Origin of the sequence: Paraburkholderia phytofirmans OLGA172 (assembly GCF_001634365.1) — a bacterium.
Lineage (GTDB): Bacteria > Pseudomonadota > Gammaproteobacteria > Burkholderiales > Burkholderiaceae > Paraburkholderia.
Genome location: NZ_CP014579.1, coordinates 334,797 through 346,869 on the forward strand (window position 1 = coordinate 334,797; position 12,073 = coordinate 346,869).

A 12,073-nucleotide genomic window follows, 5' to 3' on the forward strand; every position below is an offset into this window, starting at 1 on the left:
CGCATCGCGGAGAACTCATTTGACCAGCCGCCCGTTGCAACCGTCGCAAACATTGCAAACCGACCCGCGCCTGATCCTGCTCAGTCCCATGGATAACTGCCTGATCGCGGCAGCGCGTCTCGATGCGGGCACGCAAGTCGAGATCGAAGGCGAGCGCGTGACGCTCTCTAAAACGATCGACCTCGGCCACAAGGTGGCGCGCCATGAACTCGCGAAGGACGACAAGGTGCTGCGTTACGGCGCGGTGATCGGGCACGTGACTGAGGTGGTAGCGCGCGGTGCGCATCTGCATACACACAACCTCGAAAGCGATTACCTGCCCATTTATACGCACGACGCGGGTCACGAGTTCGTCCCTCACTGAGTTGAGCACAAAGAAGTGGCCTCGTGCCGCGCTGGAATGACCATGACTGACACTGCCGTAGCATCCGCCGCCTTGCAGCGGCCCACGCTGCAAGGTTATCTGCGCAGCGATGGCCGCAAAGGCATCCGCAATGTGGTCGCGGTAGCGTATCTGGTCGAGTGCGCGCATCACGTCGCGCGCGAGATCGTCACGCAGTTTCGCGAACCGCTCGATGCATTCGACGATCCTTCAGCCGAGCGCGAACCCCCGGTGCATCTGGTCGGCTTTCCAGGTTGTTATCCGAATGGGTACGCCGAAAAGATGCTCGAGCAGCTCACCACGCATCCCAACGTGGGCGCGGTGCTGTTCGTCTCGCTCGGATGCGAGAGCATGAACAAGCACTACCTCGTGGACGTCGTGCGTGCGAGTGGCCGTCCCGTCGAAGTCCTGACGATCCAGGAAAAAGGCGGCACACGCAGCACGATTCAATACGGCATCGACTGGATTCGCGGCGCACGCAAGCAACTCGCCGCGCAGCAGAAAGTGCCGATGGCCCTGAGCGAACTGGTGATCGGCACGATTTGCGGCGGTTCGGACGGCACCAGCGGCATTACGGCGAATCCAGCGGTGGGCCGCGCGTTCGATCATCTGATCGACGCGGGCGCGACGTGCATATTCGAAGAAACTGGCGAGCTGGTGGGCTGCGAGTTTCATATGAAAACGCGCGCCGCGAGGCCGGAACTCGGGGATGAAATTGTCGCGTGCGTGGCGAAGGCGGCACGTTACTACTCGATTCTTGGGCACGGCAGCTTTGCGGTTGGAAATGCGGATGGCGGCCTCACCACGCAAGAGGAAAAATCGTTAGGTGCGTATGCAAAAAGCGGTGCATCGCCGATTGTCGGCATCGTCAAACCCGGCGACGTTCCGCCGACACGCGGCCTCTATCTCCTCGACGTCGTACCAGACGGCGAACCGCGCTTCGGCTTTCCGAACATCAGCGACAACGCGGAAATCGGCGAACTGATCGCCTGCGGGGCGCATGTGATTCTGTTCACGACCGGACGCGGATCGGTGGTCGGCTCGGCAATTTCGCCGGTTATCAAGGTGTGCGCGAATCCCGCGACGTATCGCAATCTCGCCGGCGACATGGACGTCGATGCAGGCCGCATTCTCGAAGGCCGCGGCACGCTCGACGAAGTCGGCCGCGAAGTGTTCGAGCAAACTGTGGCGGTGTCGCTCGGTGCGGCGTCGAAATCGGAATCGCTCGGTCATCAGGAGTTTATCCTGACGTACAAGACTTTCGAACCGGTGGGCCCGGCTTGTTTGCCGTCGGGCGTTATACCGCCGCATCGGATTGTTGCGATCGAGCCGCACTGAGCGGTCTATCATCGGTCAATCCGCGATCGATTCGGCGGCCATCGGTGCAGCGATCAGGGCGTCAATTGCGTTGCCATCGGCGCGGCGGGCAACATCGTCAGCACGTATTAAAAAGGAGGCGTGGTCCATGACGGTAAAGGTCGGTTCGAAGATCAAACAGCGGCGCAACATCGGTCGCCGTGCATTGCAGGTAACCGGATTGGGGCTCGGTACGGCGCCCTTGGGCGGCCTCTATCGCGACCTGTCCGAAGAAGAAGCGCACGCGACCATCGCCGCTGCGTGGGACGCCGGCGTGCGTTACTTCGATACCGCACCGCACTACGGTCACACGAAAGCTGAGCACCGTCTGGGCGATGCGTTGCGCGGATATCCGCGCAGTGAATACGTGCTGTCCACCAAAGTCGGGCGCCGTTTCGTACCGCGCACCACGCCCTACGATGGCAGCGAAGGCTGGCAAGACCCGCTGCCGTTCCAGGCGATCTACGACTACACACACGACGGCATTCTGCGTTCCTTCGAAGACAGCCAGCAGCGCCTCGGCATCGTCGATATCGACATTCTTCTGATACACGATATCGGCCGCTTCACGCATGGCGACAAGAACCCCCATTACTGGCGGCAACTCACCGAAGGCGGCGGCTTTCGTGCGCTCGATAATCTGCGCTCCTCGGGCGCGGTCAAGGCGCTTGGGCTCGGCGTCAATGAAGGCGCGGTAATACTCGATGCAATGGCTGAATTCGATATCGATTGCGCGTTGCTCGCGGGCCGTTATACGCTGCTCGAACAGACCACGCTCGACGATCTGCTCCCAGCATGTGAACAACGCGGCGTCAGCATCCTGTTAGGCGGCGCGTTCAATTCGGGCATTCTGGCGCGCGGCGTCGAAGGCGATCTGAAATTCAATTACGGCGACGCGCCGAGCGAAGTCGTCGAGCGCGTCGCGCGGCTGGAAGCGGTGTGCCGGGTGCATGGCGTGCCGCTTGCTGCGGCGGCCTTGCAGTTTCCGTATGCGCATCCGGCGGTCGCGACCGTGTTGACCGGCGCGCGCAGTGCCGACGAATTGCGTGAGAACGCCGCTTCGTTCGAGCAGCCGATTCCCGCGGACTTGTGGTCCGCGTTGCGTGACAAGGGCTTGCTCGACAGCCGCGCGCCCGCGCCAGAGGATTGATTTGACGATGCATATCGATGCGCACCAGCACTATTGGGACCCCGCTCGCGGCGACTACGAGTGGCTCACGCCGGAGCTGAAAATCCTGTACCGGACATTCGGTCCCGCCGATCTCAAACCGCTGCGCGAAAGAGCGGGCATCGAGCGGACAGTGGTGGTGCAGGCTGCGCCGACTCTCGACGAAACACGTTACTTGCTGGACATCGCGCGGCATGAGCCGTCGATCGCCGGTGTGGTCGGCTGGGTGCCGTTGCTGCTGCCGACAGCGCCGGCGGTGATCGAAGCGCTGGCGCAGGAGCCGAAATTCAAAGGCGTGCGACCGATGCTGCAGGACTTACCGGACGATACGTGGATTGCAAACCCGGATCTTGCGCCCGCGATCGAAGCGCTGATTGCACACAACCTCGCGTTCGACGCGTTGATTTACGCGCGGCACGTCGAGCCTTTCGAAACGTTCGCTGCACGTTTTCCCGCGTTGCGCATCGTTATCGATCACGGCGCGAAGCCGCCGATCCGCTACGGCCGCGCGGGTTGGCAAACATGGGCGGACGCGATTACGCGGCTTGCGCAACTGCCGCAAATGCATTGCAAGCTCTCCGGTCTCGTCACCGAAGCGTCGCCGGGCTGGACCGAAGAAACGCTTCACCCCTATGTCGAGCATCTACTGAAGTCATTCGGTCCCACGCGTTTGATGTGGGGCAGCGACTGGCCGGTGCTCGATCTGAACGGCGACTATTTGCTCTGGCACTCGGTGGCGAATACTTTGCTTGCGTCCTTGAGCGACGACGAGCGCGAGGTAGTTTTTGGCGGCAACGCCGCCGCGTTTTATCGCCTTTGATGTGATACGCGCGTGACGAAAACAAGTTACGAAAACAAGCGAAAGCCCATTCAACTGGAGTCGTAGATGACACAAAGACTGGCCGGCAAGACGGCCCTGATCACCGCGGCAGGACAAGGCATCGGCCTCGCCACCGCGGAGCTGTTCGCGCGCGAAGGCGCGCGCGTGATCGCCACCGATATCCGCATCGACGGACTCGCCGGCAAGCCGGTCGAAGCGCGCAAACTCGACGTGCGCGACGACGCGGCGATCAAGGCGCTGGCGGCCGAACTTGGCGCGATCGACGTGCTGTTCAACTGCGCGGGCTTCGTGCACGCCGGTTCGATCCTCGAATGCAGCGAAGCAGATTGGGACTTTGCCTTCGACCTGAATGCGAAGGCGATGTATCGCATGATCCGCGCGTTTTTACCCGCCATGCTTGAGAAGGGCGGCGGGTCGATCATCAATATGTCGTCGGCGGCATCGAGCGTGAAGGGCGTGCCCAACCGCTTTGCGTACAGCGCGTCGAAAGCCGCGGTGATCGGGCTGACCAAGTCCGTCGCTGCAGACTTCATCACGCGTGGTGTACGCTGTAACGCGATCTGCCCGGGCACGGTGGCTTCACCGTCGCTCGAACAACGGATCGTCGAGCAGGCCAAAGCGCAAGGCGCGACGCTCGAGGCCGTGCAGGCGGCCTTTGTCGCGCGTCAGCCAATGGGCCGCATCGGCAAGCCGGAAGAGATCGCCGCGTTGGCGCTGTATCTCGCGTCTGACGAATCGTCGTTCACCACCGGTCATGCGCACGTGATCGACGGCGGCTGGTCGAACTGACGCACACGGCTGCTCACTGCAAACCGGTACACACGAACCGAACATCACTGAACATAAAGGGAAGTGCAACGATGAAACTGCTTCGTTATGGGCCGAAAGGCCAGGAAAAGCCAGGCCTGCTCGACGCGCAGGGCAAGATTCGCGATCTGTCGAAGGTGGTTGGCGATATCGACGGCGCCGCGCTGACTGACGAAGGCCTCGCCAAACTGCGCGCGCTCGATCCGGCTTCGCTGCCGGTCGTGGAAGGCAATCCGCGCATCGGGCCGTGCGTCGGCAAGATCGGCAAGTTCGTCTGCATCGGGCTGAACTACGCGGACCACGCGGCCGAATCGAATCTGCCGGTGCCCTCGGAGCCGGTGATTTTCAACAAATGGACGAGCGCGATCTGCGGCCCGAACGACGGCGTCGAAATTCCGCGCGGCTCGAAAAAGTGTGACTGGGAGGTCGAACTCGGCGTGGTGATCGGCAAGCCGGCGAAATATATCGACGAAGCGAACGCGCTCGACTATGTCGCTGGTTACTGCGTGATTAACGACGTGTCGGAACGCGAATGGCAGGCCGAACGCGGCGGCACATGGGACAAGGGCAAGGGCTTCGATACGTTCGGCCCGATCGGTCCGTGGGTCGTCACGCGCGATGAAGTGGCCGATCCGCAGAATCTGAATCTGTGGCTCGAAGTGGACGGCCACCGCTATCAGAACGGCAATACGAAGACGATGGTGTTCGGCGTGGCGAAGCTGGTGTCGTATGTGTCGCAGTGCATGAGCCTGCAACCGGGCGACGTGATTTCGACCGGCACGCCGCCGGGCGTCGGCATGGGTGTGAAGCCGAATCCGGTGTACCTGAAGCCCGGCCAGACGATACGTCTCGGTGTTGAAGGTCTCGGCGAGCAGACGCAGAAGACTTACGCGGCGGAGTGATTCGCCCGCCTGTTGGAAAGCGTTGCCGATGCGAAAAGTGAAGAGGCCGTTCCCGCGTGTGAACTGACCCCGCAAAGTTGGACACCTGTCCAACGATTTGGGGTGCAGTTCAGCGACGCTGGAACGGCCTTTTGTCGTTCAGCCCGCCGGTTCGTGCTCGCCGTTCTCGCTGATGCGATTAATCGTGCCTTGTGCAACAGCGACGAGCTTCTCGCGGCCACCGTCCATCACATACACGTTGCACTGGCAGGTTGCCTGAAGCTGGCCCGCGTAGACGACCTTCGCCCGCGCGATCAGCGTGCCGTTCACCACCGGCCGCAGATAGTTGATCTTGTACTCGCCGGTCACGACTTTCGGACCCAGCGACAGCGCGCCGGCGAACGTCAGCGCATTGTCGGCGAGATAGCTGATAACGCCGCCATGCACGAAGCCATGCTGTTGCCGCAACTCGTCGCGGATCGGCAGGCAGAGCGTCAGTTCGTTGGTGCCCGTGTGCATCAGCTCCGCGCCTAGCAGCATGCTGAACGGCTGGGCATGCAGTGCGCCGCGCGCCCGGTCGAGGATGTCGGTCATCGTGATTCCTTCGGGCGTCGCCCGCAGTGGCATCTGCACCGGCGTGCGTTGTGCAGTCCCTACCCACTCTAGGAAGCGCCGATGCATCGCGTCAAGGTGAATCCAAAATATCTGCGCGACATTGTTGTGAAAAATGATTGGAATTGCGGAGTTGACCGATGAAAAGGGGACATAAGACGATTTTTGATGACATTGATCTCAAGCAAAGTTCGGCCTTGCCGTTAACCCTGACGTAGCTCCTGTCATTCTTTGCTTTAGGTGTTCACGATGTTCAGCAAGATCAAGGTCGCATCCGGCCTGTTGTGTGTCCTGGCCGCGTTCTGCGTTTTCCAGCTGGTCACGGTGGGTTTGGGGTTCTGGTCGCTCACGCGCACGCACGACGACGTGGGCGATCTGTCGAACATCGCCTTGAAGCAGGTGGACGCGGTCAATGAAACGACCCAGCGTCTGATGGATGCGCGCATCAACCTGTCGCGCGCCGGCACGCGCATGGTGCGCGGCGGCGCCGAGCCGGCCGACATCGTGCAGCACGCCCGCGAACAATTGACGGCCGCCGATCAGTCCTTCACCGCGTTCATGAGCGCGCAAAAGACCAGCGACGAAAACACCGCGCGCGCCACCGCGCTGGCCGAGCGCTACAAAAAGCTGCACGACGCGCTTTCGGAACTGGTGCAGTTTCTCGACTCGAACAATATTCAAGCGTTTCTGGACCAGCCGACCCAAGGCTTGCAGGACGCCTATCTCGCCGAGTCGCATAATTTCGTGCAGTTCGGCACCGCTGCGAGCCATGCATCGATCGATTCGATCGACACCCGCATGGCGACGTTCCGCGCCGTCAGCATCGCGATCCTGGTACTACTGGTGACGGGCACGTTCGGTGTGTACGCGGCGCTCCGCAAGGGCGTAGTGGCGCCACTGGAAGAAGCCGGCCGTCACTTCGACCGCATCGCGCAAGGGCGTCTCGACCAGCCGATCGCCTCGCGCGGCACCAATGAGATCGGCCGCCTGTTCTCGAGCCTCGCGAAAATGCAGGCCAGTGTGGCGCGCACCGTGCAAACCGTGCGCGAATCCGCCGACTCGATTCACCTCGGCGCGGACGAAATCGCCACCGGTAACGCCGATCTGTCGGCACGCACGGAAAACCAGGCGGCGTCGCTCGAAGAAACCGCGTCGAGCATGGAGGAATTGACCGCCACGGTGCGCCAGAACGCCGATCATGCCCGCGAAGCCAATGCGCTCGCCGAAACCGCGCTTGACGCGACCTCGCGCGGCAGCGAAGTGGTCAACGAGGTGGTCGACAAGATGCGCGGCATCGCGCAAAGCTCGGACAAGATCGCCGAGATCATTTCGGTGATCGACGGCATCGCGTTCCAGACCAATATCCTCGCGCTGAACGCGGCCGTCGAAGCGGCCCGCGCCGGCGAGCAGGGTCGTGGCTTTGCCGTGGTGGCGGGCGAGGTGCGTGGCTTGGCCCAGCGCAGCGCGCAGTCGGCCAAGGAAATCAAGACGTTGATCAGCGAGTCGGTCGCCGAGATTCAGGGCGGTTCGGCGCTGGTCGAACATGCGGGCGAAGCGATGCGCAACGTTTCGGCGTCGATCTCGCGCGTCACGCAGATGATGGCCGAGATCAGCGCGTCGTCGCTCGAACAGAGCACGGGCATCGAGCAGGTCAACCAGGCGGTGGTGCAGATGGACGAGATGACGCAGCAGAACGCGGCGCTCGTCGAGGAAGCAGCCGCGGCGGCAGCCTCGCTGCATCAGCAGACGCAGCAATTGAAGCAGGCCGTTTCCGTGTTCGAAATTTCTGAAACTGTGTTGCGGACGCAACAATTTGGGGAAGCGGGCGGCCAGACGGCGGCGTTTGCGCTGTCGGGGATGCGGGCGATTTGAGCCACGCGAGCGCTCTAAAAGAAGGCATCTGCAAAAGAAAATGGCCCGCGAAAGCGGGCCATTTTGCATTAGGCGCGAGCGCCTAAGGGTGCTTCAAGTACCGGAAGGTACTTAGGCCGGCTGGATGTTCGCAGCCTGCTTGCCCTTCGGGCCTTGCTTAACTTCGAACGTCACCTTCTGGTTTTCCTGCAGGGACTTGAAGCCGCTGCCTTGAACTTCCGAAAAGTGCGCGAAGAGATCTTCACCGCCGTCGTCCGGCGTGATGAAGCCAAAGCCCTTTGCATCGTTAAACCACTTCACAGTACCTGTTGCCATTTTTGATCCAATAAATGTTGTGTGTTGCATTCGCGACCGCTATTTCTCAACGTGAGATCGAGCGCGAAGTGAGAGTTGTATCACGTCTTTATGATGGACGCCAATCAACCAGTATTCGGGTATTCCCCTGATTGGGCCCTTTTGAGGCCCGGAAAGCATTTTGCAGGGTGCTCCAGCCGGTAGGGTAAACTGCTTGTATTACTCTTCCAGGAAAAACATTGACACATTATTTGCAAGATGAACTCACCTCATTCTGGAGTCGTTTGACCCCTTATCTCGCGATATTGGAGTCGGAATCACCTCAAGAAGGCGCCCCGGACCCGGTCGGCCGCATCACGGTCAATACCGAAGACCATCAGGCTTTTGCCCTTCATACCACCGACAAAAAGCCGCACGGCGAAACATCGGATACCCCCACCGGACAAAGCGCGACCTACACGCGATTTAAAACTGCCGACGCCGATTGGGGACCTTGGCAACGCGAAGAATATTGATTGACCGGCCAGTCGGCTTTTAACACCGATGTCCGGAAGTCGGCGGCCGGCGTTTAGCCCGGCAACGCGTCATAGGCGGTCGCGAGGTGATAGGGAGTGGTCGACGGCATGTCGGCACGCGCCACGTCACCGGCGGCCGTTTTGCATTCGAACCAGCCTTGCGGGCGCAAGAAACGTTGCCGGAAAAGCTCGATTTGCCGCGGCAGCGCGGCGAGCACAGCGGGGTCGCCATGGCTCGCCAGTGCGCGCAGATATTCCGTCTGGGCCCAGATCCGCTGGGTGGCGTCCTTGATTCGCCCGGTTTCGTCGAGCGAGGCGCATACGCCGCCTGTTCGCGGGTCCACGCCATATTGCTGCGCGAAGCTGAATGCGCGCGTCAGCGATTCTTTGAGACCCGAGGCCTCTAACAATGTGCCCGCCTGCTTGACCAGCCAGAGCCATTCGAACTGATGCCCCGGTTCCAGACGGTTGTCATCGGTGCCAATCGGCAATTCGGCGATGCAGCCGGTCGGCGCATGCACGAAGTGACGCGCGACGGCGCCGGCAAGACGGCGCAACGCGGCGTCGAAGGTGTTGTCGCGCGTGGCGTCGCGGGCGGCCAGCCAGGCTTCGGTCAGGTGCATCAGGGGATTCTGGATCGGCGTGCCGGTCACGAGGCCGAAATCCGCCGTGAGCGCGGCGTTGAACAGATCGCCATCGGCTGCAAAGTGCGAGTGAATCAGCGCCGACGTGCGATGCACGACTTCCAGCGCGTCGCGGTTGCCGGAACGGCCGCCATATTCCGCACAGGCGAACACGACGAATGCGTGCGTGTACAAGTCTTTGGTGGTGTCGAGCGGCGCGCCCTGCGCATCCACGCTATAGAACCATCCGCCGTGGCGCGTGTCCTGAAAGGTGTGCATCAGCGAGTCGAATAGCACCTGGGCATGAGCCGCATCGCCCGCTTGCGAGAACACGAACAATTGTCGCGCGCACGCCATCGCCCGGTAGCGTTCTGCGGGCAACGGTGCCGGACCCTCGGCGCTGACCGCTTCGTACGGCAGCTTCAACACGGTATTGAAACCGGGCCCACGCCACAGCGGCAGCACCACACGAGTGAAGTGATCACGCAGTGTGGTGGCGAGAGTGATGGTCGAAGCGGTAGGGGTCATGCTCTGCATAGTTCGGCTGGTTAAACGCGGTCATTCGAAACGCCTGCGGACTCGGCTTGTCGCTTGGGGTGCGCCGGCGTGCGGCCAAGCATAAAGCAAACGGCTGCCGCTGGCACTCTGCCACAGGTGCGGAATACGCAGGCAGTTCCGGCACGACGAGGCGTCGTCTAAAAAACGGAAAAACGTCGGCGAATGGCTTCGGCAGGGGCGGGCGGCCATGCGACAATGCGGTCTCGAAAAATTCCAATGGCATTGACGAGCGGTGCTCGGCGCCCGCTTTCCGGCGACGGCCGCTTTTTTCTCTATGGCAGATTCCGCAGCATCTACGCAGTCCCGGCCGCAGCGCGCCGCTTCGAAGAAGCGGCGTCAGGCCACCGTCTCGACCGAAACTGAAAACAAGCTGGCGCGCGCCGCGCGCTCGGCACAACGTCTCGCGCAATTGAGCGATGCCTCACGCGACGACAGCACGCTCGACCTGTTCCCTGACGATCCCACCCGCGCCACGCTGGAAGCGATGAACATCGACATCCGGCAAGGCACGCTGCATGGCTTTGAATTACCCGATGTCGTGCTGGCAGCGGTTGGCGCGATCGATGCCGACGGTGTGGCGCTGGAGGCAAGGGCCGCGCGCCGCGCGCCTCGTGCGACGAAGTCCGATGAACCCGCGCCGGTGAATGCGCAATTGAGCGGGCTGGAGACGGAGGCCGTGGAGGCTGCATCACCTGCTGGCGAGCTGGCTTTTGGAGATGTGAAGGCAGACGCGGAGGCGTCGGCGGAAGAGAAGCCGGCGGCGTCGACACGTGACGCGGCTGTGCCGCTCACGCCCGCGATGGCGGCGGCGACCGTGGCGCGCAGCGTGACCGCGCTGCGCCAGGCGGCTGAGAGGAGTGCGGCTGCCACGAGCACCGATACAGCGGCTGCATCGACCTCGGGCGGTGCGAGGCCGCCTTTGCCGCCGCAGCGCGTCGCGGCGACCTTTGCCAAGGTGACGACGGCTTCGCGAGAAGCAGCCGGCGCCGAAGCCGCGAATGCGGGAGCGGAGCGCGCGTCGTCTTCGGCGGAATCCGAGGCCGGCGTGGAGCCGACTGTTTCGAAGCCGGCCGCCAGGCAGTCGGGCGAGGTGTCCGCATCTGCATCCACATCTGCATCCGCGCACACAAGCGGTGCTTTCGCTGCGCCCTCCTTCCGGGAAGCCCAGCGTGCCGAAGCCGCCGCGGCAGCGCTGCGTGTTGCGCCTGAACTCGACCGCGCGCGTGCGACGGCCTTCGCCGATACGGTCGATGCCCTATATGGTGTGATCTCCGATCAGCGCCGCGCCGCCTCCGACCACTCGCGCCGTATGAAATGGATGCTGTCGATCGTGGTGGGCGCGTTGCTGATGACGGTCGCGATCGGCATTACGCAGACGGTGCTTCTGATGCGTCTGACGCGTGAAACCACCGCCCAGCAGCATCGCATCGAACAGCTGATGCAGAACCAGCAGGCCGCCATGGCCAACTTGCTCGACACCCACATGGCGATGGCCAACGCGGCGGCGGCCACTGCCGCTTCTGACGCAGCCGCATCCGCAGCGTCCCAGCCAGCCGCGGCCACGCCTGCTCATGGCAAACGCGGCGTGCGCGCGCAGCACGCGCACACGCCGAAAGCCGCCAACTCGCAGTGAACTTCGGCGCCGCCGCGCCGGCGAAAGCCGGTTGCAGTGGTTTGTTTCGCCGCCGGCTCATCGCAAGCCGAACTTCGCGCTATACGCTTCAATAGGCGGAAGTTTTGACCCCGAAATAGCAAAAAACAGGGATGTTGTCATGGTGCAACGCACCATGGATAAAACTCTGCGGCAACAAACCACACCCGAGAAATTGCTGCATCGCACTAGCTTTGGATTAGGGAAAACCCTATAATTCTTCTTAAGGGAAAACCCTAGTAAATGCAGTAACCAACCGGGAGTCGCCATGAGCTTCATTTTTGCATTGTTCCAAAAGGTCAGCGACCTCTTTGCGTCGCCCCATCTGCCGCTGGATTCGGACTACTCGTATGCAGCGCGTAGCCGCGAAGCAGAGCGCGTGCGCAAAGCGCAATCTACGTTGTTCGGCATCAAGCTGAGCGACTGAAAAGCAAGGTTGCATGGCCTGAGCGCGGACCGCCGCGCAATGGGCGCGCACGTCGAGTGTGCCTTGCATCATTGAAGCCACCGCCC

Annotated in this window: 13 protein-coding genes; 10 read left to right on the forward strand and 3 right to left on the reverse strand. The window is 62.1% G+C overall.

Features of this window, described 5'->3' with window-relative positions:
• Positions 1-19 precede the first annotated feature (19 nt).
• The 6 genes from AYM40_RS21860 to AYM40_RS21885 all read left to right on the forward strand — a co-directional run bounded on the left by AYM40_RS21860 (position 20) and on the right by AYM40_RS21885 (position 5,456).
• A complete protein-coding gene (locus AYM40_RS21860; protein WP_420488500.1) occupies positions 20-364 on the forward strand; it encodes a UxaA family hydrolase in 345 nt (114 codons plus the stop codon).
• 42 nt (positions 365-406) lie between these two features.
• Positions 407-1,720, forward strand: coding sequence for a UxaA family hydrolase (locus tag AYM40_RS21865; protein WP_063498366.1), 1,314 nt, complete (start codon positions 407-409; stop codon positions 1,718-1,720).
• Positions 1,721-1,847: 127 nt separating this feature from the next.
• A complete protein-coding gene (locus tag AYM40_RS21870) occupies positions 1,848-2,888 on the forward strand; it encodes an aldo/keto reductase (protein WP_063498367.1) in 1,041 nt (346 codons plus the stop codon).
• A 7-nt stretch (positions 2,889-2,895) separates the two neighbouring features.
• Positions 2,896-3,726 (forward strand): amidohydrolase family protein, encoded by an 831-nt coding sequence (locus AYM40_RS21875; RefSeq protein WP_063498368.1) that lies wholly within the window; start codon positions 2,896-2,898, stop codon positions 3,724-3,726.
• Between the two features lie 66 nt (positions 3,727-3,792).
• Positions 3,793-4,536: an SDR family oxidoreductase gene (locus tag AYM40_RS21880; RefSeq protein ID WP_063498369.1), complete on the forward strand. Its 744-nt coding sequence runs from the start codon at positions 3,793-3,795 to the stop codon at positions 4,534-4,536.
• Positions 4,537-4,607: 71 nt separating this feature from the next.
• The gene (locus tag AYM40_RS21885; protein ID WP_063498370.1) at positions 4,608-5,456 is read left to right on the forward strand and encodes an ureidoglycolate lyase; all 849 of its coding nucleotides are present in this window, start codon (positions 4,608-4,610) and stop codon (positions 5,454-5,456) included.
• A gap of 138 nt (positions 5,457-5,594) precedes the next feature.
• Here the strand turns inward: AYM40_RS21885 and AYM40_RS21890 are convergent, their stop codons facing one another.
• The gene (locus AYM40_RS21890; RefSeq protein WP_063498371.1) at positions 5,595-6,029 is read right to left on the reverse strand and encodes a PaaI family thioesterase; all 435 of its coding nucleotides are present in this window, start codon (positions 6,027-6,029) and stop codon (positions 5,595-5,597) included.
• 267 nt (positions 6,030-6,296) lie between these two features.
• Here AYM40_RS21890 and AYM40_RS21895 point away from each other — a divergent pair, with 267 nt between their 5' ends.
• A complete protein-coding gene (locus tag AYM40_RS21895; protein ID WP_063498372.1) occupies positions 6,297-7,919 on the forward strand; it encodes a methyl-accepting chemotaxis protein in 1,623 nt (540 codons plus the stop codon).
• A 111-nt stretch (positions 7,920-8,030) separates the two neighbouring features.
• On the opposite strand, the gene AYM40_RS21900 is transcribed toward AYM40_RS21895, so the two are convergent.
• Positions 8,031-8,234 carry a cold-shock protein gene (locus tag AYM40_RS21900; RefSeq protein WP_007178724.1) on the reverse strand — a complete coding sequence of 68 codons (204 nt, stop codon included), beginning with the start codon at positions 8,232-8,234 and terminating at the stop codon, positions 8,031-8,033.
• A gap of 218 nt (positions 8,235-8,452) precedes the next feature.
• Here AYM40_RS21900 and AYM40_RS21905 point away from each other — a divergent pair, with 218 nt between their 5' ends.
• Positions 8,453-8,728, forward strand: coding sequence for a hypothetical protein (locus AYM40_RS21905; RefSeq protein ID WP_063498373.1), 276 nt, complete (start codon positions 8,453-8,455; stop codon positions 8,726-8,728).
• Positions 8,729-8,781: 53 nt separating this feature from the next.
• On the opposite strand, the gene AYM40_RS21910 is transcribed toward AYM40_RS21905, so the two are convergent.
• The gene (locus tag AYM40_RS21910; RefSeq protein ID WP_063498374.1) at positions 8,782-9,888 is read right to left on the reverse strand and encodes an AGE family epimerase/isomerase; all 1,107 of its coding nucleotides are present in this window, start codon (positions 9,886-9,888) and stop codon (positions 8,782-8,784) included.
• Positions 9,889-10,183: 295 nt separating this feature from the next.
• Between AYM40_RS21910 and AYM40_RS21915 the strand changes: the two genes are divergently transcribed.
• A complete protein-coding gene (locus tag AYM40_RS21915) occupies positions 10,184-11,542 on the forward strand; it encodes a hypothetical protein (protein WP_063500618.1) in 1,359 nt (452 codons plus the stop codon).
• A 286-nt stretch (positions 11,543-11,828) separates the two neighbouring features.
• Complete coding sequence (locus AYM40_RS41960; RefSeq protein ID WP_181448452.1) at positions 11,829-11,987, forward strand: hypothetical protein; 159 nt, start codon at positions 11,829-11,831, stop codon at positions 11,985-11,987.
• Positions 11,988-12,073 lie beyond the last annotated feature (86 nt).